21 protein-coding genes and 3 pseudogenes are annotated in these 21,090 nt (G+C 34.6%); 8 read left to right on the top strand and 16 right to left on the bottom strand.

Annotated elements, in window-relative coordinates:
- Nucleotide 1 precedes the first annotated feature (1 nt).
- The gene (locus KFD70_RS10180) at nucleotides 2-1,414 is read right to left on the bottom strand and encodes a LutB/LldF family L-lactate oxidation iron-sulfur protein (RefSeq protein ID WP_336452394.1); all 1,413 of its coding nucleotides are present in this window, start codon (nucleotides 1,412-1,414) and stop codon (nucleotides 2-4) included.
- Entirely contained in the window at nucleotides 1,411-2,139 is a 729-nt protein-coding gene (locus KFD70_RS10175) for a (Fe-S)-binding protein (RefSeq protein ID WP_336452395.1), read from the bottom strand. The genes KFD70_RS10180 and KFD70_RS10175 overlap by 4 nt, the downstream gene beginning before the upstream one ends.
- 193 nt (nucleotides 2,140-2,332) lie before the next feature.
- On the opposite strand from KFD70_RS10175, the gene KFD70_RS10170 reads away from it, so the two are divergent.
- On the top strand, nucleotides 2,333-3,205 hold the full coding sequence (locus KFD70_RS10170) for a LysR family transcriptional regulator (protein WP_336452396.1): 873 nt from the start codon (nucleotides 2,333-2,335) through the stop codon (nucleotides 3,203-3,205).
- A gap of 22 nt (nucleotides 3,206-3,227) precedes the next feature.
- Nucleotides 3,228-3,518 carry a DUF3784 domain-containing protein gene (locus KFD70_RS10165; protein ID WP_336452397.1) on the top strand — a complete coding sequence of 97 codons (291 nt, stop codon included), beginning with the start codon at nucleotides 3,228-3,230 and terminating at the stop codon, nucleotides 3,516-3,518.
- 108 nt (nucleotides 3,519-3,626) lie between these two features.
- On the opposite strand, the gene KFD70_RS10160 is transcribed toward KFD70_RS10165, so the two are convergent.
- A complete protein-coding gene (locus tag KFD70_RS10160; RefSeq protein ID WP_336452398.1) occupies nucleotides 3,627-3,908 on the bottom strand; it encodes a hypothetical protein in 282 nt (93 codons plus the stop codon).
- 125 nt (nucleotides 3,909-4,033) lie between these two features.
- Nucleotides 4,034-4,708, bottom strand: a pseudogene (locus KFD70_RS10155) (VOC family protein).
- 143 nt (nucleotides 4,709-4,851) lie between these two features.
- Here KFD70_RS10155 and KFD70_RS10150 point away from each other — a divergent pair.
- Together KFD70_RS10150 and KFD70_RS10145 are read left to right on the top strand one after the other, a co-directional pair.
- Nucleotides 4,852-5,832 (top strand): ketoacyl-ACP synthase III, encoded by a 981-nt coding sequence (locus KFD70_RS10150; protein WP_336452399.1) that lies wholly within the window; start codon nucleotides 4,852-4,854, stop codon nucleotides 5,830-5,832.
- An 85-nt stretch (nucleotides 5,833-5,917) separates the two neighbouring features.
- Nucleotides 5,918-6,955 (top strand): serine hydrolase domain-containing protein, encoded by a 1,038-nt coding sequence (locus tag KFD70_RS10145; RefSeq protein ID WP_336452400.1) that lies wholly within the window; start codon nucleotides 5,918-5,920, stop codon nucleotides 6,953-6,955.
- A gap of 82 nt (nucleotides 6,956-7,037) precedes the next feature.
- Here KFD70_RS10145 and KFD70_RS10140 read toward each other — a convergent pair whose 3' ends face one another.
- The 4 genes from KFD70_RS10140 to yeiL form a co-directional block, all read right to left on the bottom strand.
- Complete coding sequence (locus KFD70_RS10140; RefSeq protein ID WP_336452401.1) at nucleotides 7,038-7,403, bottom strand: DUF4180 domain-containing protein; 366 nt, start codon at nucleotides 7,401-7,403, stop codon at nucleotides 7,038-7,040.
- A gap of 50 nt (nucleotides 7,404-7,453) precedes the next feature.
- A complete protein-coding gene (locus KFD70_RS10135) occupies nucleotides 7,454-7,702 on the bottom strand; it encodes a hypothetical protein (protein WP_000666954.1) in 249 nt (82 codons plus the stop codon).
- A 297-nt stretch (nucleotides 7,703-7,999) separates the two neighbouring features.
- Nucleotides 8,000-9,052: a flavin-containing monooxygenase gene (locus KFD70_RS10130; protein WP_336452402.1), complete on the bottom strand. Its 1,053-nt coding sequence runs from the start codon at nucleotides 9,050-9,052 to the stop codon at nucleotides 8,000-8,002.
- 180 nt (nucleotides 9,053-9,232) lie between these two features.
- A complete protein-coding gene (yeiL, locus tag KFD70_RS10125) occupies nucleotides 9,233-9,925 on the bottom strand; it encodes a transcriptional regulator YeiL (protein ID WP_336452403.1) in 693 nt (230 codons plus the stop codon).
- Nucleotides 9,926-10,053: 128 nt separating this feature from the next.
- Between yeiL and KFD70_RS10120 the strand changes: the two genes are divergently transcribed.
- Both KFD70_RS10120 and KFD70_RS10115 read left to right on the top strand, forming a co-directional pair.
- A complete protein-coding gene (locus tag KFD70_RS10120; protein ID WP_336452404.1) occupies nucleotides 10,054-10,476 on the top strand; it encodes a DMT family transporter in 423 nt (140 codons plus the stop codon).
- 14 nt (nucleotides 10,477-10,490) lie between these two features.
- Nucleotides 10,491-10,955 carry a DMT family transporter gene (locus KFD70_RS10115; RefSeq protein ID WP_336452405.1) on the top strand — a complete coding sequence of 155 codons (465 nt, stop codon included), beginning with the start codon at nucleotides 10,491-10,493 and terminating at the stop codon, nucleotides 10,953-10,955.
- Nucleotides 10,956-11,465: 510 nt separating this feature from the next.
- Here the strand turns inward: KFD70_RS10115 and KFD70_RS10110 are convergent.
- From KFD70_RS10110 to pdxR, 7 genes and pseudogenes are all read right to left on the bottom strand, one after another.
- Nucleotides 11,466-11,963, bottom strand: a complete 498-nt coding sequence (locus tag KFD70_RS10110; protein ID WP_034642114.1) for a DinB family protein — start codon at nucleotides 11,961-11,963, stop codon at nucleotides 11,466-11,468.
- 451 nt (nucleotides 11,964-12,414) lie between these two features.
- Nucleotides 12,415-12,831, bottom strand: coding sequence for a VOC family protein (locus tag KFD70_RS10105; protein ID WP_336452406.1), 417 nt, complete (start codon nucleotides 12,829-12,831; stop codon nucleotides 12,415-12,417).
- A 114-nt stretch (nucleotides 12,832-12,945) separates the two neighbouring features.
- A pseudogene (locus KFD70_RS10100) lies at nucleotides 12,946-13,357 on the bottom strand (site-specific integrase); the annotation flags it as partial.
- Between the two features lie 271 nt (nucleotides 13,358-13,628).
- The gene (locus KFD70_RS10095) at nucleotides 13,629-14,036 is read right to left on the bottom strand and encodes an NUDIX hydrolase (protein WP_431613171.1); all 408 of its coding nucleotides are present in this window, start codon (nucleotides 14,034-14,036) and stop codon (nucleotides 13,629-13,631) included.
- 214 nt (nucleotides 14,037-14,250) lie between these two features.
- The gene (locus KFD70_RS10090; RefSeq protein ID WP_336452408.1) at nucleotides 14,251-15,465 is read right to left on the bottom strand and encodes an aspartate aminotransferase family protein; all 1,215 of its coding nucleotides are present in this window, start codon (nucleotides 15,463-15,465) and stop codon (nucleotides 14,251-14,253) included.
- A 297-nt stretch (nucleotides 15,466-15,762) separates the two neighbouring features.
- The gene (locus tag KFD70_RS10085) at nucleotides 15,763-16,695 is read right to left on the bottom strand and encodes a D-alanine--D-alanine ligase (RefSeq protein ID WP_336452409.1); all 933 of its coding nucleotides are present in this window, start codon (nucleotides 16,693-16,695) and stop codon (nucleotides 15,763-15,765) included.
- Complete coding sequence (gene pdxR / locus KFD70_RS10080; protein ID WP_336452410.1) at nucleotides 16,692-18,149, bottom strand: MocR-like pyridoxine biosynthesis transcription factor PdxR; 1,458 nt, start codon at nucleotides 18,147-18,149, stop codon at nucleotides 16,692-16,694. Before pdxR ends, KFD70_RS10085 begins: the two co-directional genes overlap by 4 nt.
- Nucleotides 18,150-18,606: 457 nt before the next feature.
- Here pdxR and KFD70_RS10075 point away from each other — a divergent pair, with 457 nt between their 5' ends.
- Nucleotides 18,607-19,470, top strand: coding sequence for an alpha/beta fold hydrolase (locus KFD70_RS10075; protein ID WP_336452411.1), 864 nt, complete (start codon nucleotides 18,607-18,609; stop codon nucleotides 19,468-19,470).
- Nucleotides 19,471-19,570: 100 nt separating this feature from the next.
- Here KFD70_RS10075 and KFD70_RS10070 read toward each other — a convergent pair.
- A pseudogene (locus KFD70_RS10070) lies at nucleotides 19,571-20,008 on the bottom strand (MFS transporter); the annotation flags it as partial.
- 330 nt (nucleotides 20,009-20,338) lie between these two features.
- Here KFD70_RS10070 and KFD70_RS10065 point away from each other — a divergent pair.
- Nucleotides 20,339-21,088: a sugar phosphate nucleotidyltransferase gene (locus KFD70_RS10065; RefSeq protein WP_336452412.1), complete on the top strand. Its 750-nt coding sequence runs from the start codon at nucleotides 20,339-20,341 to the stop codon at nucleotides 21,086-21,088.
- The last annotated feature ends 2 nt before the right edge of the window (nucleotides 21,089-21,090 follow it).

Raw genomic sequence — 21,090 nt, 5'->3', positions numbered from 1 at the left:
GTTATGAATCCCTCTTTTCTTTTTTCCACCAATCCCGGAATGATTGCTTCGCAGGGGTTGGAAAATCTCTACTTTCTGTCCACCCTTTTAATGGACCTGGACCATTCGCGATATAACCATCTTTTGCAAATATCGATAATCCGGCGTGAGCCATTTTAACAGCTTTATTATAAACAAATGGATGACTCGCCATAAACGCGAAACTTTTAAAAGCCAGTTGCTCAGTTTTTGTTATAAATCCTTGTTCCACCTCATCTTTACGATGCTCAATGAGAAGGTCGTGTAATGGGATTTTCACCGGACAAACATCCGTACATGCCCCGCACAAACTCGATGCAAACGGCAATTCTTTTAATTCTTCATATCCTTCTAATAAAGGCGCTAATACTGCCCCAATTGGTCCGCTATACACACTTCCGTACGCATGTCCCCCGATATTGCGGTATACAGGACAAACATTTACACACGCTCCGCAGCGAATACACTTGAGTACTTCTTGGTAAGCGGTTCCTAAAATATCAGAACGGCCATTATCTAGAATAATTAAATGAAATTCTTCAGGGCCATCGATATCTTCATGTAAACGCGGTCCATTAATTCCAGTCACATACGATGTGATTTTTTGACCCGTTGCACTTCTTGTTAACATAGAAACGACAATATCAAGGTCTTTCCATGTCGGGACAAGACGCTCCATCCCCATAATTGCGATATGAACTTTTGGCAATGTAGTCGTAAGGCGAGCATTTCCTTCATTACTGACGAGAACAACAGATCCAGATTCCGCAACAGCAAAGTTACAACCAGAAATACCAATATCAGCTTCTAAAAACTCTTTACGCAACTTATTCCTAGCAAATTGTAGTAGTTGATCTGTATCAACTGGAATTTCCCTACCAGCTTCCTTAGAAAAAAGCTCCGCTACTTGTTCTTTCGTCTTATGAATAGCTGGAGCAATTAAATGTGATGGAGCTTCTCCAGCTAATTGAATGATATATTCTCCAAGATCGGACTCTACCACTTTTAATCCTATCTTTTCTAAATTTTTATTGAGATGTATTTCTTCCGAAACCATGGACTTCGATTTAATCACCGATTTTGCCCCTCTTTTTCTTGCAATTTCAGAAACATACGATACTACATCTTCTGCTTTCAAAGCAAAATGAACATGTCCCCCATTTTTCCGAACATTCGTAGCTAACTGTTCTAAATAACTATCTAAATTTTCGATCGTATGCATCCGGATTTCAGATGCTGCTTCACGCCATTCGTCAATATTCCCTAATTCAGATGTAGCTTGTTCTCTCCCTACCCGAAGCCTGTCTTGTGTAAACGGAACTGCACTTCTCATTTGCGAATCGTGCAATGCTTTATCTACTCTTCCCAAAAATTCTAGCCCCTGCACTACATTCATTTCTCCAGCCCCTTCGCCAGTACTTCTGCTATATGTAACACTTGAATCTCTTTATTTTCCCTCCTAAGTCGCCCGCCAATATTCATAAGACACCCCATATCAGCTCCAATTAAGAGATCAGCTTCTGCCTCCTCAATATATTTTATTTTTTCATCAACCATCGTTTCGGAAATCGAACTCATTTTCACCGCAAAAGTTCCACCAAACCCGCAGCAATCTTGACAGTATCGTAATTCTTTTACATCTAGCCCTTTTACTTGTGAAAGCAGCTCTAGCGGTTCGTCTTTTATCCCAAGTCCGCGGCTCATATGACAAGATTGGTGGAAAACTGCTGTCCTATCTAGACTAGAATTCAAATCATTTTTTCCAAGTACGTTCATTAAGAAATCCGTTAATTCATACGTCCTATTTGCTAAATGCACTGCTTTTTCATACCATTCACGATCCTCCTTTAACAGCTCTTTATAATAATGATGAACCATGCTAGCACAAGATCCAGAAGGAGTGACAATATATTCACTATGCGCAAATGCTTGTATCATTTGCTTTGCTGCTAGCTTTGCTTCTTTTTGGTATCCACTATTATAAGCAGGTTGACCGCAGCAAGTCTGACCTTCAGGAAAATCTACTTCTACTCCACATTGCTCCATAATTTCCACAACACTCTTACCTACTTGAGGAAAAAAAATATCTGATAAACACGTAATAAATAACGAAACTTTCATAAACAATTTCCTCCTCGAAACGTGATCATATACTTTTCAGTTATGAATCTACCAAAAATCACTTTTATATTTTAAATTTTTAGAATTTTCTATATTTAAAACCTTTCATTTATGATATCATGTGACTTATTATATAAAAACTATTTATAAGGTTGTTTTTGTATACAAAAAAGGTATAGAAAGAGGATTAAAGATGGATATAAGACAACTTCGATATTTTATTGCAATTGCGGAAGAAAGGCAGCTTACGCGTGCCGCTCATCGACTGCATATGGCACAACCACCTTTAAGCAGACAACTATCATTACTAGAACAAGAATTATCAGTAAACCTATTTGAAAGAAGCGGCCGAAACATGCATTTAACGGAAGAAGGTAAAATCTTATATATAAAAGCGAAAAGTATTATCGGACAATTAGAGGAAACCATTACAGAGATTAAAGATACTGGTGAGGGGTTAAGGGGCAATCTATCTATTGGAGCATTTCATTCTTGCATTCCTTTTCTATCTGAAAAAATCCGTTATTTTCAAAAAAACTATCCGAATGTGAACTTAAAAATATGGGAAGGAGGCCCTTTATACTTAACAGAACATCTAACAAATCGGAATATCGAGTTCGCGGTCTTGCGTACCCCTTTTAATAAGGAGATTTTTTCAAGCATTCGCTTATCAAAAGAGCCGTTCGTATTAGTCGCGCCCGCTAAATGGGAACTACATCACTCACAACTTCCAATCTCCGTAGACAAACTTCATCATATCCCTCTTTTACTAGTACATAAAGATAAAGAAGATAGCTATCATCAACTCGTCATTGATGAATGCAATCGCCGTGGTATAAAATTAAATATAGCGTGTGAATGTCCTGATTCTGCATTCGTACTTATGCTTGTCATGGCGGGAATCGGAGCCTCGATTCTACCAAAAAGTGCCGTATCTTATATCCCGCAAGAATTTATCAGGATAGTAGATTTAATAGATTTTCCGTTTCAATCTGAATCATCGATAATTTGGTTGAAAGATCGGAAACTCTCTAACAGTGCTAGACGATTTATAGAATGTACCTAAGAATAATTTTGGAGGTGAAACCATGGCCCTCTTTGCTTCTCCATCATTATGTATCATTGCTATGATCTCTTTCGCATTATCTTACTTTATAGGCGTTAAACAGTATACATGGCTCTTATCTGGGTTTAACGAAAAGCGTGTACAAGATAAACATAAACTAGCAAACATAGTTGGACTTTACAATTTAAGTGCAGGCGTCGTTGCAACAATTGGTAGCGTCTTCACTACACCAAATACACAAATTATTGTTCCTATTATTATCGTTGGACATGTTGTATTGGCCGCTTACGTAAATACGAGAATGGTTCACTAATGCTTCTAAAAAGAAAAAAGATAAGCAAATTTGCATATGCTTATCTTTTTTCTGATTCCCATTCACTTAAGTATAATGGCATATTAAGTTATGACTCTGTTTATACGGTTATAAAGCATCCACATATTCCTTCGCTTCAAGCAATGAATAACCAAATGCTTCTCGCGCTTTCTTAATCGCTGCGATTGTTTTTCCATCTCTCACAAGCTGCCTTAGTTCATGGTTAATTTCAGGCTCTACCTCTCTAATTCCCATTTGTTTTACGATTAACTCTAATCTAGTTTCTATACGCTTTAGTCTAGCGTCTGTTCTTTTTTCCATACTTTTTATCTTTTCCCCAATATAAATGATACCAAAAACAACTATTGGGAGTATCATCAAAAAATCCATATGCTCATCTCCTTATCATCTATGTATTCCGTATCAATCCTCTCAATTCAAATTTTACCATAAAATGTATTTTTTCATAATATCGTTATTATATTCATACGAAGGAGAGCATTTCCCTAAAACCTTTATGTCCTAATAGATATGTTACATACTCCTTGTCTATTTATCTCAATTTGTTTTTCATGATCAATCTCTATCATTAACGGATGCACTTCTGCATCTACATCCGAAAAAAACTACCGACGCCCCGATGGTCCTAATAATAAGTAGACTCCTTTTTCTCCCATAAACTGAAAACCATCACGTAACGCTTCTCCGTCTCTTACTGGAATCCCATATTCTATCAATTGGTTCCCTACTGCGAGAACTTGATCTGTCGTCATACTCATTTCACTTACATTCAATATAGAATGAACCGAAAAAGGCTCATTACTTTCTGGATATATAGTATGCCTAGAGATAAACTCTACAATATTCCCTGAAGGATCCATAAAATAGAACGAATGTGCATTCAATCGTGAAAAATATACTTCATCCTCTCCATCTTCTATATTTAAAACGACCTTCTTTTTTGCCCATTCTTTCGCTTCAGAAAACTGATTGGACGGAATATTGAAAGCAAAATGATAAAAAGGTTTGGTATTCGAATTACTTTTTCGAAATTCTAATTCACTCTCTCCTACTTGAATGCTAAAACTCACTTCACTACTATGTAATAACTGAAAACCCAATGTATGTAAATAGAATTCTTGCATTTCTTCTAATGCTTGAATGTTTAGAATCACTTTATTTATCAACATCATAAACTCCTCCTTCTATTCTAATTCTATATTCAAATCATATAATTAATAACTTAATTTTACAAATAATTGAATTAATAAGAAAATTAAATTATAATTAGAACCAAGTATTAAAACTTAGTAATAAAATAGGAGGTATTGATATGAAATCAAAAGCACGAATTACAGCTGTTGGGACTTATGTACCCGAGAAAGTTCTATCAAATGAAGATTTATCAAATTTTGTTGAAACGACAGATGAATGGATTGTACAGCGAACTGGTATGCATGAGCGTAGAATCACTTCCCCTGACGAATTCTCTACAACTTTATGTATCAGGGCTGTCCAAAACTTAATCGATCGATTTCATGTTTCTATTGATGATGTTGATTTAATTATTGTCGCAACTGCTACACCAGATTACATGTTTCCCAATACCGCTAGTCAAGTTCAGGCTCATTTTGAAATACCTCATACAGGCGCAATTGATCTAAGTGCAGCTTGCGCTGGATTTGTATATGGATTAATTGTTGCCAACGGTCTCATTACTTCAGGTACTAACAAAAAGATACTTGTGATTGGCGCTGAAACTCTTTCAAAAATCACAGATTATAGCGACCGCACTACTTGCATCCTATTCGGAGACGGCGCTGGTGCAGCTCTTGTAGAATACGATGAAAACAACCCTAGTTTTTTAGGAACTCATATGGGATCAAAAGGTTCTGGCGGAATCAACTTATACCAAACTGCCTTATCCAAAACCATGAATGGAACTCCATTACAAGACACCCCTTACCTTGTGCAAAACGGACAAGCGGTTTACAAATGGGCTGTAAACACAGTTCCGCAAGGCGTACAACAATTACTAGAAAAAAATCATTTAGATGTAACAGATGTTGATTGGTTTATTCCGCATAGCGTTAATTTAAGAATGATTGAATCCATTTGTGAACGAACTGGCATTTCTCTCGATAACACACTCATGAGTCTACAATATTGTGGAAACACTTCGGCTGCTTCCATTCCGTTAGCACTTGATATCGGATTAAAGGATGGAAAAATCAAGAATGGTGATACTTTACTTTTATACGGATTTGGCGGAGGACTTGTACATGCGGGACTCATTTTAAAATGGAATATATAACAGAAAGGCTGATGTCTTATTACATCAGCCTTTTCTATTCCTTATATTGTATAATGGACGTAATACTAAAAAGGAGAGTAATCATATGGCACTAGGAACATTACATATATATGAAAGAATGAAGGAATATTCTGTAACTGGACTAAGCTTAGCTATGATTCGTGACGGAAAATTAGAACACATTGAAAGCTTTGGCTCACTAGAATCGGGGACAGCTAGAGAAGTGAACATAAATTCTATTTTCAACGCTTGTTCCATAAGTAAATTCCTTACAGCGATGCTCGTATTGAAATTAACAGACCAAGGAATACTAGATTTAGATGATGATGTAAATAATAGGCTTACCTCATGGAAAGTTCCTGAAAATCAATTTACTTTTGATAAAAGAATTACATTACGAAATCTATTAAGTCATCAATCAGGAATTATAGATCCACCTGAAAGCTTTGATATATATCATTCTGCAAAAGGTAACCCTACCATTCTTCAAATTCTTCAAGGTCACACATCTTATTGCCCAGTCCCAATTGAAATTCAACATGAACCAGAAAGTATCTTTCACTATTCAGATGCTGGATTTTGTATTATAGAACAACTCATAGAAGACGTTACTGGAGAACCTTTTGATCTATTATTACAAAAATTCATATTTAAACCTTTACATATGAATAATAGTACACTAGACTTTCCTAAGCAAACGATCACTAATAATCGTTTCGCTTGTGGTCACGATAGAAACGGACATGTGGTAGATGGAAAGTATCCATCTTATCCATATTCAGCTGCTGCAGGAGTTTGGTCAACTCCAACTGATTTAGCCGCTTTAGTAATAGAAATCATCCAGTCTTTACAAGGCAATAGTAAACTCGGTCTTTCCTCAAAAATAACAGAAGAAATGATTTCTCCACAAGGTTGTTCAAGGTGGACTGGATTAGGTGTATTTCTGGACAACCCAAATGAAGAAATAGAAATTTCGTCACTTGGCTGGGGCGTTGGATTTCAATGCATGATGGTTGCATATCCTTATAGAGGTACTGGCGCTGTCATTATGACGAATTCAGATTTAGGTGTTCATCAAAATGAAGGAATGATTGGAGAGATTGTTAACTTATTAGGACTATAAAAAATTTGGTGAAAAGATTATAATAAAAAAGCTAGCAAAAGACTAGCTTTTTTCATTCTGACAAGTATAGCAAGATCTAATACTACACAGCGTGCAGAGCATTCAAAGCTGATTCTTCATCTGTTAAAAAGAATACTGCCTTTCCTTTATTGCATTCATATATAAAATCCGCTAGACTTTTACTATTATATACACTAAAGTCCCCAACAATAGCCAATTTCACTCCATAGTTCATATATTTTTGCAATATTTCACCCGCTAGACGAGTTCTTAAGTTGAAAAATTCCTCTGTAATATTTATTTTGTGAATCAATATTTTTTGGCAATCATGCTCATAATTGATGGATGCCATTAAGTCTAATGCCCCTTGTACATCCTCTATTACGATATCAGTACTTTCTATAATAGCAACTTTAGAATTTTCTTTTTCATGAACACGTATTTTCATTCATATCCCCACCTAACATTTTCCATCAAATTACCATTCCGATTTTTTCTTTATATAATATTTTTAGCTACGATTTTCAAGTGCTCAGGCGCAATAATCTCTTTTATACTTTCTTGAAAGTCCTCATAAAGCATTTCCTCAAGGTGCTCAAGTGATACTTCAAGAGGTGTACACTCTAAACTGTCAATGTTTAATAAAGAATAATGTTCTTTTTTCTTTATTACTAAATATTGATTTTCTTCTGTTATAAGTAAGGAACCTAATCGAACTCCCAGTAAACGCCGATCATCAAATTTCACATTGTATCCCTCGCTTTATTCATAGATATACTACAGAAACCTTTTTACATAATTAACCAAATATATATTTGCTATAAATCTATCACATATCACTCCAAAAGAATACATCTTATTCTCTAAAGTACTCTTAACTCTCCATATATTTCGGTATAAAAAACTTTCTCAACATATAGAGATCAATTTTTTGTTTTTGGAATTGTCAGAATACGATATAATAAATGTAATCAAGTTTGACCTCTCCTAATTGATGTACATATATTTTGATCGGTACAATTTGTTACCGATCCTTTTTTTTGTTTATGAAAGTTCCTCCCCTTCCCTTTCAATTATTGAAAATACAAATTCTGCATCTCGTCCCACCCCGCAAAGAAGCGCGGACCCTCTTTGATGCTGCCAAGGTAATCCAATATAGTATAACCCTTGCACCCCACTTATCCCCCTAGTATGAATCGGTAGTCCTGCTTGATTCAATGCTCCTTTCACTTCAATCCACTCATAATTTGGTATGAACCCTGTGGACCATACTATATTCTGAATATGGCATGTACTACTATCTGAAAAAACTACTTTATCCTGTAATGTACTTATGACTTTTGGTTTTACTGTTATCCCCCCATTACGGATGAGCTCCTTGCATTCAAAACCAAATATAGGATCTTTCCGATTCTGAAACCACCTTCCCCGCCTTGTATCAGTTCCAGCATATAATAGGCCTATTTTTTCAATCCAAGCAAAAATACTTTTCCCCATTATTTGTAGCGGAAAAAATGTAAGAGGATGGCTCACTGCAATTGTAACGTCACGAGACTGTGCAATTTCTACTGCGATTTGTGTACCAGAATTCCCCCCTCCTACTACAAGAACTGATCCCTCTGGAATTTGCTTTGGTGATTGATATTGTGAAGAATGAATTTGAAAGATATCATTTGAAAGGTTTTGAGAAACGGAGGGAATGAAAGGTCTCTGAAAAGCACCTGATGCAATAATAACTCGTTTAGATTGTAAAATTTCTTTAGGGGTATATACTTCAAACCCTTTCCCCTGCTTTCTTATTTTTGAAACATTCATATTTAACCTCACTGGTATGGAAAACTGTTTCGTATACGCTTCTAAATAATTGGCAATTTCATCTTTAGTTGGAAATCCATCTTGCTTTCCAGCTAATTTCATACCCGGCAGTGCACTATATGCCCTTGGTGTAAACAATTGTAAAGAATCGTATCGCTTTCTCCACGAATCGCCAGTTCTCTCTTCTCCATCTAATAAAACAAAGTTATAGTTTCCTTTTTGCAAATAATACCCCATAGCTAAACCTGCTTGACCAGCTCCTACTATAATTACATCTAACATTTTTTTATTCCCTCATTTCATCTTACATAACATATGAATATTTGCTCATATGTTCATATGTTTAATTTCATCATATACTTTTTACAAATCAAGGGAAATAACACCATTTATAATTGAATTATACACAAAAAAGAGACACCTAATAATTAAGAAATTTCTTCATCATCAAGTGTCTCTTTTTTATTTATAAACATCCGCCCCAAGCTCTTTTAAAAAATCTAAATTTATCACTTCAAAATACCCCTTACTCTTTCTTATTACACTTTTATCACAAAGGGTATTTAATGTTCGCAATAAATGCCTATAACTTGTTCCTAGCAATTCCGACGTCTCCGTTAAATTCCCATTAAATATAATTTTTTGTTCATTATGAGAAAAGCTTTCTCCAGTTGCAAGAATGTAACTTGCTAGTCTATTCTCCAGAGGATATAGTAAATTAATTGTGCTATTTTTAGAAAGTCTATTTAACTTATGAGATAAGGAACCACAAATATACCGTAAAAAAGTTGCATCCTGAAGTAACCTTTCTCTCACCTTTTCTAAAGGGATTCCAATGCAATAAGAATCCACCATCACTTGTACATTTGAAGCTGTTTTTTGGGAGTGAATTAACTCTACATCCCCCAATACTTGCAAGCTATCATAAAAACATAACAATACAGACTTCCCGTTACTTAATGTATTATAAGCCTTTGCTTTTCCTTCAACAAAGAAATACAGATAGTGAATATCTTCATTCTCCTTGCAAATATGTTCATTCTTTTTAAAGAGTAATAATTCCATATATGATTTCATGTCATTGCTAAAAAACGATTCAATATTATTCTGCTTCACAAACTCATCTAACTTATATGAATTACATATTTTCTTCATACATCCCCCACCCTTATAACTCATTTTCATTATAAAGAAAATTTCTTCCTTTCACTATGACATATGTCATAGTAGCTCACGATTTAATCATGATACATTACATATAAATTTATAAGGGGGAAACATCATTGTATAACTTACTTTCCATTATTATAGGTGCTCTTATTGCCATTATGATTTCTTTAAATGGGATCTTATCTGAAATAACAGGTAACTATATGTCTAGTGTACTAATTCATATTGTCGGGTTATTTGCCATTGTCATTGTTTTACTCGCTAGTAAATCTAAGCTTCGTATGCAAAAAGGGATACCACTTTATCTTTATAGCGCAGGAGCCATTGGTGTATTTACTGTACTGTTTAGTAATATAAGCTTCACAGCGCTTGGCGTCTCTATCACAATTGCATTAAGTTCACTCGGGCAATCCGTTTCTTCTATTATTATCGATCATTTCGGCTTATTAGGTATGAAAGTCGTGAAATTTGAAAAGAAAAAAATATTTGGATTACTACTGATTTCTTCAGGAATCGTTGTAATGACTATTTTTTAACGGAGGATAGAATTATGTTATATATTTGCATCGCCATACTCGCTGGAATCTCTATTGTAGTTGCAAGAATTATTAATGCTAACTTAGCAGCAAAGATTGGAATTTTCCAAGGAACATTTTTTAATTATATTACGGGATTGTTTTTTTCTTTTTTATTTTTACTCTTTAGCAATGAATCTCTTTACGTATCAACTGTAACATTACAATCTATACCGTTTGTAGTGTATTTAGGAGGTTTAGTAGGTGTTATTGTAATTGTGTTATCAAACTATATTACTCCTAAAATCTCATCTTTCTATTTAACGTTATTGATTTTTGTAGGGCAATTATTTATGGGAGTTATAATTGATTTTTTCGACTCAGGTGATGTGTCTATCGGCAAAATAATCGAGGGCTTTTTAGTGTTACTTGGCCTAACTTATAATTTGCTACTGGATAGGACGTATGAACCTATGAAAAATAGTAGGATGCAGCTCTAACAACAGATAGAGTGATGCTTTAATCATTGGGGCATAATTACCTGTTAGTGCAAGATAAAAAACAGAGAGAGATGAGTTTATCAAGACCTAAATTAAAAAAAGATAAATAAATTAAAGGGGATTACATATTTTATATGACTAATATGTAATCTTCTTTCTTATTCAACAATCGCGCCCGATTGTTGAATATGCTTATTGAAGAAAAGCACCCCTTTACTTTAAGTACAGGACTTCACAATCTTTTTTTACGGCTCATTAAACTCAATTCCTATTGTGTTGTACATGCAAAAAGACGCCTTCTTATTTAAGAAAAGCGCCCGACTGTTAAACAATGAAATATGCGAAAAATCTCTCTGCAAATACGTTCTAATTTATTTGACTATCACACCCGTTTAGCCATCCATAAAGCAGGAAAATCACCCGCTTCACCATATAGAGAATGTAAAGGAGTCTCACACCTTCAATACTGCTTCTACGACTGGGCGAGGAATGTCGCTGAATTATGGTGCTTTAGGACCAATCAACGCCGCCCCAAGAGGATTGCAACTTTCGCAACAGAACAATTTGGCCGAGATGATATGTATCGTGCATCATGATATTGCTGAGTAAACGCTCAATAGAGTACCTGTTAGCTGCATACGGAGCTTTTAACTTTTCATCGTCAAGGTCCGCAATGACCGTTTTTAATTTATTCATGACTTCATTGAGGCGCTGCACTGTCTGGGCCCACCCAATTTCGTCTTCTGGATCCCCCGGATTTCCAAAGGTTTCTTCATTGTCTTCTGCCTTATGCGGATTCTCTGTTACCTTGATTCGATGGATTACATCTTCATTCCAAAATATCAAGTGGTTGACAATCTGCCAAATCGAATTGCTGATTCCCGAACTTGTCCATGCTGCCTCAGCTGCGCTGACTCCATGAAGCGCCTGATCCATAGATGCAAACCAATCATTCTCATGACAATGCATGTCGAGTTGTTCTAAAAACATTTTGGTTACAACTTGCATACAACCAATCTCCTCACTGTTTAGTGTAATCTTTCAAAGTTAAAAGACAAGAAAAAATCCGACTATAGTATAATTAATCGGTCCTAAAATAGAAAGAATAATCCCATCTATATCCCCACAGAAACATCGATAAAAAGTTGTTTATACTATACTAACCCTCGGTATTACTGCAACAACGAATGCCATTAATAATGTCACTTAAAATGTACAAAATACGGGTTCAAATGAGTAGCATTCAATGCCAAAGAAGAGGGGTTAACCTAATGAGTCTTCTTTATCCTTCTCTACTTACCTGCCCCGTTAGTTTAAGTAAAATACTTCACAAACTATTCACTATACCAATTACGTTTTATTCCGTAATCTGGCCCGATTTCGGAATAATGATTTAACTTAGTTGCCACCATATTAATTCCTGAAAATCCACCGTTTATTGAATGATCAAAATCTCTTATTACGATATTAGATATTTTTCTTTGAAGATGGGACTTAATTCACTCCAAACATCAAATTTATTACCATCTAAATCATAAAAAACAAAGTTCTTTCCAGTGTGTCCTCTGTTCTCGATTTCTCCAACTTTTATTTCTTTTTTAATAAAATCACTATGAATTGATTCAAGTGCATTTAAACCATTAACTTCAAATGTTAAAGAGAAGCGCTCTTCATCACAAAAATCATAAAAATTTAAGCTTTGATTTGCTTGGGATTTAACAAGAAAAAAACTTTGGTTTGCAAAGTTAAGAATAGCTTTGTCTTCTTCTTTATGGCTTAACTCTGCACCTAATTTGTTTACATACCATTTTGAAGAGAGTTCTATATTGGTAACAGGAATATAAATAGTTCCAACCCTCAATAATTTATCTTTCATTCTACTCTCTCCTTTCAGTAATTCAAATAGCATTAATAAATATATTCTCTTTTTATGTACCTATTGCCTTTAAAAATCCCACAATTTTCTTTATGATGTTTCTTTAGTTCCACAAACTTGCTTCATTAACTTTTCTATCATGTCATTTTGTACTTCTTCATTTTGGTAGAGGTAGTCATAAAAGTTCGCTATAACGGTAATTGTATGATTAATTGTTTTTTCCGTTCGCTTTGCTTTCTTTTGTTGAAGAGGAGTGACATTTGAACTCTGATTGGGGCTTCTTAACCACCCCACAAATTCAACTAAATCTTCGAATCTAATAAACTTGTAATCTTTGTTTATTTCTTCTAAGTAGGTATAAAAATGTTTTAAGGAATAACAATATGTTTTTTTGAGTATTAGGTCTTTTTCTTGTCTTATCTAAATACTTTATATATTTCATAACAGGCATTACAGGGAATCCTTCTTGATCCAGTAATATGTATATTTTGTTGTTATTCTCTATGAGAACCTCTTGTATCCTCATCGCACTTCACCCCTAAAAAATATTAACGCTCGGTCTAAAGACCTCACTACGCCTCCCGCTATGGGCTACGTCCCCCGTTTGAAGTGCACATTATTTTATGAATATTCTATACATACCGAACTATATTTTCAATGTCTGTATAACTAATCTAATATGTATAAGAAAAGAGGATATATGCTCATATATTGAACATAATATCCTCTTCTTAGTTTAGTCTATTTAACTATGCCTCTCTCTGTTTTTTATCAAACTATATCCTTACTACTATAGATTAAAACACCACAAAAAAAGGTTGCTCTTTTTCATCTAAACTTTTTACGATTCTCTCTTTAAAATTTGACCACGTCACCATCTGTAAAGCCTCTTCAACCGTAAAGAATCCGACTTCTAAACTCTCATTACTTGTTTCCAACTTACCACCTATCGGTTTTGCTAGCCAACAAGTCGCACAAACACCTGAACTTAGATTTTGATATATACCACAAAATCTTGTCACATGAATATCAATTCCTGTTTCTTCTTTCACTTCCCTAATAGCAGCGTCTTGAATGGATTCTCCTTCTTCAACCTGCCCTCCTGGTTGCTCCCAACCCCTACGCGGGCCACGAATTAACAGGATCTTTCCCTCGTCGTTTACAACAACTACCCCCGCTGAAACATAATGCTTTGGATTACTCATACGAACACCTTCCCTTCATTCATTCGTACTTTCCAGATTATTAAATAGTAAATTTACTGTTGGTTTAGAGTGTGTGAAAAAAGATGAACCAAAACACTCTATTCTTCTGTTCAATACCTTTCATCAAAATAAATACCCTTTAACTATAATAATAGCTAAAGGGATATAACAGTACGACTTTATTCAAACGCCACAATCGTAAATAGAAGAACCATTAGCCTATCAATGCAACTGATTTGGCGATACAAGAAATAAATTGCTGAATAAATTCATCGATTTCAGCTTTTGTAATAATATAAGGGGGAAGTAAACGAATAACATTCCCTTGTGTAACATCGACTAACATTCCTTTATCCAATAATTCTAATTGTAGTTTTTTTACATTTTCATTCGTATCATGAATACTAATTCCAAACATCATCCCACAATGACGTACTTCTTTTATGAGATAAGAGTTTTCCTTCTGAATTTCTTGAAGTTTAGTATTTAAATATAGTGACATTTCATAAGACTTTTCCATTAAACCATCGTCAATTAATGTTTTTAATACAGCTAAACCTAAAGCTGTACCAATCGGTGAATGTGCAAATGTCGTTCCATGATCGCCTGGTGAGAATATATCATAAAGTCGTGAACCTACTATTATCCCTCCTAACGGTGTACCGCCACCTGCTCCTTTACCAAATTGAATAATATCAGGTATAATATCAAAATGCTGATAAGCGAACAATTTTCCCGTTCTCCCTATCCCACTTTGCACCTCGTCAACAATAAATAACAAATTATACTGTCTGCAAAGCTCTTCCACACCCTTTAAATATTCACCCGACAAAGGATATACCCCGCCACTTCCTAATACTGGCTCTAGCATAATAGCAATTGGATTTTCCTTGCGTATCGTTCTTTCTAATTCCTCTAAATTTTCTCGTTCCACTTCATATATAGGAATAGACGTGCGTGGAAAATTTTGATATATACTTTCTTGTCTCGTAAAGTGAAGAGCACCTAATGTACGTCCGTGAAAGCTTTCTTTAAGTACAATCACACCATCACGTTCTTGATTTGTTATCTGTCTGTACTTGTGGATTAATTTTAAGGTTGCCTCAGTAGCCTCTGCACCAGAGGTTGTATAATAGACTTTCCCGTTCTTTAAAGAATGTTCCACTAATTTTTGTGCGTACTCAATAGCTGCTGGGTTTAAGAAATGAAAGGGAAGATGTAAACATCTCGTACTTTGTTCAAAGGTAGCTTTTATAAGATTAGGATGATTGTAGCCTAATATATTCACTCCTACACCAGAAAATAAATCCAAATATTCTTTACCATTCACATCATAAAGCTTACAACCTTCTCCCTTTTCTATAGCAACAGGCATGCGGTGATACGCCGATATTACATATTCTTTATCTAATTGAGACCAATCGGTCATGCATAATTCCCCCTAGGTGTAATCATAGTATCTTTACATTTTCTAACACAAAAATTCGGTACAACTTCTGAATTGACTACACCGTCATCCGATTTACATGTTAGAAAAAATATATGAGCATAGAATTTTTGTTTATTATCCTTTTCAATAATCTTATATATTTAGCGAATGATAGAAAAAACGAGATACTTTTTTGTTCATACAACTATCAGAAACTTTTTGTATTCACATGGACCTACATAAACTGAGTAACTAAAAACAATGATTTTATCGTAATTTTCAGTTTATAAATCGCGTTTAAACAGTATTAACGCGATTAAAACCTTCGCACCGTCTAACCCGTAAGGATGTTTCAATAATGGTATCCAATAGCTTGCTATAAGAGATTCCCGCCGCATGGGCACTTTTAGGCAGCAAGCTATTTTTTGTCATCCCCGGCAATGTATTCACTTCCATCACATACGGGATTCCGTCTTGTATCATCATATCTACTCTCGCATAAACACTACATTTTAGTGTTCGATAGCACGCCATTGCAGCTTCAGCGACACGTTCATATGTTGCAGGTGGAAGTTCTACAACCTCTTCAATCGTAGCGACATCATCGTATTTCGCATGATAATCAAAAAATTCAGCCGCATGTTGAATCGAAATAATCGGTAAAAGCTCTCCATCCAAAATAGAACATGTAATTTCTTCACCTTTTATATATTTTTCAATCACGATTTCAGCATCCCACTTGAATACCTCATCAAGGGAAGCAAGTAACGACTCCTTATCATATACAAGCTTTACTCCTACGCTAGAACCACCTGCGTTTGGTTTGACTACTAATGGGTATCCCATCTTGTCGATTTCATCAAGCTGAAGCTCTTCCCTATTTGAAAGATGAATCCAATCTGGTGTTTGAATCCCGTCATAACGAATTATCTTTTTCGAAAGATTTTTATCCATACAAATACCGCTTGCTAGCATGCCGCTTCCGGTATATAGAACACCTAGCGTTTCTAGTGTACCTTGAATCGTGCCGTCCTCCCCATATTCTCCATGAAGTGCTAACAATGCAATATCAAGATTACTTCCCTTTTCAACAAGCTCGTTTTTATTATTTAATGTAATAGGCACTATTTCATACTTACTCTTATCCAAATGCGCAATCATTTCTTCCCCCGTCATGAGAGACACTTGTTTTTCAGAGGACACGCCTCCCATAATAACGCCAACTTTCATTTTTCCAACTCCTCATATTCATTTTTCAACGTATCACCGATTATCTTAATTCCATTAAGAATATCTTCCTCTTTTAACCTGGAGAACCCTAACCGAAATGTATTGCTTCCCTTTCCATCTGTGTAAAAAACATCTCCAGGAGAAAAAACAACTCCTTTTTCATAACATTTTTTCAAAAGTGTACGTGCTTGTATTCCTTCTTCTAACTCTATAAAAAGATGAAGTCCTCCATCTCCAGTCATTCTTTTAAATGGAATGTACTGATTACAAGAACGAAGTGCTAGTTCATATTTTTTCTTATAAATGGCCTTAGCTTTTTTCAAATATTTTTCAAAATAACCATCTTGTAAATATTGATACAATACAGCCTGATCCAATGTGGATGTATGAATATTACGTGCCCTTTTCATACTTTCCAAGTAGTGGATTAATTTCTTATCCGCTAAAATCCAACCGACACGTAAGCCCGGAAAAAGAACTTTTGAAAAACTACTAATATAAATAACGTTGTTCCCGGATCCAGAAAAGGTCACTAACGGCGCTAAATGTGAACCTGAATAACGCAACTCCTCATTAAAGCCATCCTCTACAATTGGAATTTGATATTTTGAAAAAAGCTTCATCATTTCAGATCTTTTTTCGGAGGAGGTGACAATCCCAGTAGGATTATGGTAGGAGGGAATTAGATAGGCAAAATCAAAATCTGTTTCAGATAAACTTTTCTCAACTTTTTCAATATCAATCCCATCATCCTTCATCTCTATCCCATGGATTTCATATCCATGTAATCGAAACAGCTTTAATGCTGTATGATGGGTAGGATTTTCACAAATAATACGCCCTGATTTTTTAGCTAGGGAAGACAATAAAATATCAAGCCCCTCAGTGAAGCCGTTCGTAATGAGAATATCTTTATTGGAAATGTCTACTCCTTTCATTTCCATGTACTGAAGAAGATAATGAATTAAAGGTCTATACCCTTTGGCATATCCGTAGTTCAAAATGATATCTCCTTCATTGGATAACCTCGTCAAAAAAGCTCGTTTGAAATTTTCGACATCAAAAAGCTTTTCATCTGGGGCAATGCTATTAAACGAAATCATGCCTTTTTCCCAGCGAACACCGTGCTTCATTAAATCCAATTCATCAGCTTGAAAAGCTACTTCATTAAGCTTTTCTTCCCAATTTAGTTCGATAGACGGCGTTTTGGATGCATCGACTTTTCCTACAAAATTTCCTTTTCCCTTTATCGCATAAATTAGGCCTTCTTGCTCTAAATCTGCGTACGTGGTAAGGATGGTCGTTCTGCTAACCGATAATAATTTGCTTAATTCTCGGGTAGATGGGAGCTTCTGATGCTCCAATAGTTGGCCTTTCATAATCATTTTTTTCAAATGATCCTTTAATTGAATATAAACTGGGCGGTTGTCTCCAAACTCAAAATCATTAAACACTTCCTTGCCCTCCTTACCATCATTTTCACATAATTATATCTATCTCAAAAGGTCCACTACATATGTATTTTCTTTCACTAGTGGTATGGTTAAAAACACCATTTAGACAACTTTTTTTACAAACATCATGAGTTTATTTTACATCTAATTTATAATAGGAAACCCTATATCTCATTTTAAGAGCCGTTGAACATCCTAAGCAAGCCTTAGTTGAAGCGATTCGAGTAATGAAACAAATAGGGTTTCCCGAGAAACATTTTTGGGCGTACAAAGAAATATACGAGTTCATACAGAAATAAGGACAATTCTTAGAAAATACACTTACTACAATAAATATGTATTTATACTTACATAAAACCTGACACGAATACGATATAGAAGTCGTTTAAGATAGGTTTTTGAATGAGTAATCACGAACTATTAATAGTAAAAAGTTTATCTTAAGGAGGATTCATAAATGAAAAATGTAATGACAAGTGATGGTGTTACTTTACATATAAGTAAAAGTGGACAAGGAATACCTTGCATTTTCTTACATGGAGGACCTGGTTATTGGAGTTATCCTTTTGAACAAACAGGTGGTTCTCTTTTAGAAAACTTTATGGAAATGCATTATCTTGATCAGCGAGGTTGTGGTCGCTCTTCACTTGCTCCAGAGGGAGACTACTCATTAAAAAGGCTACTTTTAGATTTAGAGGAAATAAGACAAGAATTAAATATAGACAAATGGATTGTAATGGGGCACTCATTTGGCGGTATTTTAGCTAGTAACTACACGAAGCAATACCCTAACAGTGTCTTAAGTTTAATCTTGATAAACTGTACACTAAACAAGCGAGAATCAAACCTGCACCAAATGAACATAGGACGAAAATGGTTAGGGAAAGAAACTGTATTGGATACTTATGAGTCTATCGAGTCTTTCTATCAAGATTTCTTTGCGATTGTTGAAAAGTTACTAGAAATGAGAAAATATTACGATTTGCAGTTCATGGATAGAAAAAATCATAAAATCATTGAAGACTTAGATAAAGAACTGAAACATCGCCCTGATTTTCGTAACTATGTACACGCATCTCCTGAATTCTTTAAAGATTATACTCAAATCACGAGTGAAATTTCTGTACCCACTCTTGTAATGAACGGAAAATATGATGATGCTATCGGACCAGATCATTATAAGAAATTTAAGTTCCCTCATATGTCCATCGCTACCTTAGAAACTAAACACCATCCTTACTTAGAAAATCAAGAAGAATTTAAGAATGTAATTCGCGATTTCGTATTGAATATGCCTCTACTAAAAACAATGGAAAGTTAGTAAAAAGTGCTTTCATATACAGAAAGCACTTTGAGTCTACAACTATTTTTTAATAGTTTATTTTTCTATTTATATACAATAAATAATCATGTTAATGATTTTAATTATGTGATTCACCTTCGCCTTTTTGAATTGCTACTTTTTTAGGCATGAAACATGCAAAAATTAATGCCACAAAAGATAAGAATAACATAAATACATAGGCATCACTTGAACTAAAGATAGAAGACAGTTTCGCTAGTTGCATAGCTGAAATATTTCCATTTTCCATAGATAACTCCGAAGCATGAGAAGTTGCTTGAATTGTATACACCGTGATGACAACTGCGGTTCCGACAGCACCTGCTAATTGGCGAATGGTATTATTTACTGCTGAACCATGCGAACCCAATTCTCTTGGTAAAGCATTCAAACCTGCTGTATTTAAAGGCATCGAAATGAAACTTAATCCAATTCGTAACATAATGGTACGAACCATTATATACATATAAGTTGTCGATTCAGTCAAATCAATTACACCCCACATCGAAATAATGATAAATAATTCCTTCGACAACTGTTAATCCCCCAACTCCGGAGTCTAATACACCTATTGCGGAATTTTTATTAGCTAAATTCATATATTTTATCCTTTTTAATCTTTTCTCTTTTGTTGATACAGTTATTATAAAATCTTAAAAACCTTATAATATAATAACCTTATTGGGGATATTTTATCTGAACTCCCTATTAAATTCACAATAATTATAATGACTTGATTATTATTTTTTTTATTTTTTTATAAATGTCTGTACATTGGTGGATACAAGCTATAAATGGATTACATAATTTAAATTAGCAATGTAAACTGAAGGGCGGTAAAAATTTAATGAAAGTCATAATTTTGTGTGGTGGAAAGGGATTAAGGATGCAGGGAATTCTCAAAGATATTCCAAAGCCATTAGTTCAAGTTCAAGGAAAACCTCTTATTTGGCATATAATGGATTGGTATAGTAAGTTTGGACATCATGAATTCGTCCTACCATTGGGATATGGAGGTGAAAAAATTAAAGAATATTTCATGAACTATACATGGAAAGAACATGATTTTAATTTAGATTTAAAAAATAATCAGTACCAGTTGCTTGAAGAACCAAAACAGTGGAATATAAAATTTATAGATACAGGGATTGAAGCCATGACCGGAACCAGATTAAAAAAGCTTGAAAAGCATATACAGGATGAGATGTTTTTATTAACTTATGGTGACGGATTAGCAACAATAAATATTAACGAACTTATACAATTTCATAAAGACAAAGGAAAAGTCGCAACATTAACTGGTATTAAAAAAAGTAGTCAATATGGTCTTTTACAGATTGAAAACGGGATTGCTGTGGATTTCAAAGAAAAACCGCTATTGAATGCTGTAATAAATGGAGGTTTTTTTGTATTTAACAAAGAAATATTCAATTATTTGAATAATAACGATTGTATGCTTGAAGAAGAACCTCTACTAAATTTAATAAAAAACAAGGAACTTGCAGTTTATGAGCACAATGATTATTGGATTAGTATAGATACACCAAAAGATCTTAAAGATGCAAATGAAAGCTGGAACCCTAACAAAAATAGTTGAAA

Source organism: Bacillus pfraonensis (assembly GCF_050768835.1).
GTDB classification, from domain to species: Bacteria; Bacillota; Bacilli; order Bacillales; family Bacillaceae_G; genus Bacillus_A; species Bacillus_A pfraonensis.
The sequence above is the reverse complement of the archived record's forward strand: the minus strand, read 5'-3'. Positions and strand labels throughout refer to the sequence as shown.

Bases quoted from the DNA above. Each gene is read 5' to 3' on its own strand.
- KFD70_RS10180 (WP_336452394.1), bottom strand. From the start codon at position 1,414: ATGAATGTAGTGCAGGGGCTAGAATTTTTGGGAAGAGTAGATAAAGCA.
- KFD70_RS10175 (WP_336452395.1), bottom strand. From the start codon at position 2,139: ATGAAAGTTTCGTTATTTATTACGTGTTTATCAGATATTTTTTTTCCT.
- KFD70_RS10170 (WP_336452396.1), top strand. From the start codon at position 2,333: ATGGATATAAGACAACTTCGATATTTTATTGCAATTGCGGAAGAAAGG.
- KFD70_RS10165 (WP_336452397.1), top strand. From the start codon at position 3,228: ATGGCCCTCTTTGCTTCTCCATCATTATGTATCATTGCTATGATCTCT.
- KFD70_RS10160 (WP_336452398.1), bottom strand. From the start codon at position 3,908: ATGGATTTTTTGATGATACTCCCAATAGTTGTTTTTGGTATCATTTAT.
- KFD70_RS10150 (WP_336452399.1), top strand. From the start codon at position 4,852: ATGAAATCAAAAGCACGAATTACAGCTGTTGGGACTTATGTACCCGAG.
- KFD70_RS10145 (WP_336452400.1), top strand. From the start codon at position 5,918: ATGGCACTAGGAACATTACATATATATGAAAGAATGAAGGAATATTCT.
- KFD70_RS10140 (WP_336452401.1), bottom strand. From the start codon at position 7,403: ATGAAAATACGTGTTCATGAAAAAGAAAATTCTAAAGTTGCTATTATA.
- KFD70_RS10130 (WP_336452402.1), bottom strand. From the start codon at position 9,052: ATGTTAGATGTAATTATAGTAGGAGCTGGTCAAGCAGGTTTAGCTATG.
- yeiL (WP_336452403.1), bottom strand. From the start codon at position 9,925: ATGAAGAAAATATGTAATTCATATAAGTTAGATGAGTTTGTGAAGCAG.
- KFD70_RS10115 (WP_336452405.1), top strand. From the start codon at position 10,491: ATGTTATATATTTGCATCGCCATACTCGCTGGAATCTCTATTGTAGTT.
- KFD70_RS10110 (WP_034642114.1), bottom strand. From the start codon at position 11,963: ATGCAAGTTGTAACCAAAATGTTTTTAGAACAACTCGACATGCATTGT.
- KFD70_RS10105 (WP_336452406.1), bottom strand. From the start codon at position 12,831: ATGAAAGATAAATTATTGAGGGTTGGAACTATTTATATTCCTGTTACC.
- KFD70_RS10095 (WP_431613171.1), bottom strand. From the start codon at position 14,036: ATGAGTAATCCAAAGCATTATGTTTCAGCGGGGGTAGTTGTTGTAAAC.
- KFD70_RS10090 (WP_336452408.1), bottom strand. From the start codon at position 15,465: ATGACCGATTGGTCTCAATTAGATAAAGAATATGTAATATCGGCGTAT.
- KFD70_RS10085 (WP_336452409.1), bottom strand. From the start codon at position 16,695: ATGAAAGTTGGCGTTATTATGGGAGGCGTGTCCTCTGAAAAACAAGTG.
- KFD70_RS10075 (WP_336452411.1), top strand. From the start codon at position 18,607: ATGAAAAATGTAATGACAAGTGATGGTGTTACTTTACATATAAGTAAA.
- KFD70_RS10065 (WP_336452412.1), top strand. From the start codon at position 20,339: ATGAAAGTCATAATTTTGTGTGGTGGAAAGGGATTAAGGATGCAGGGA.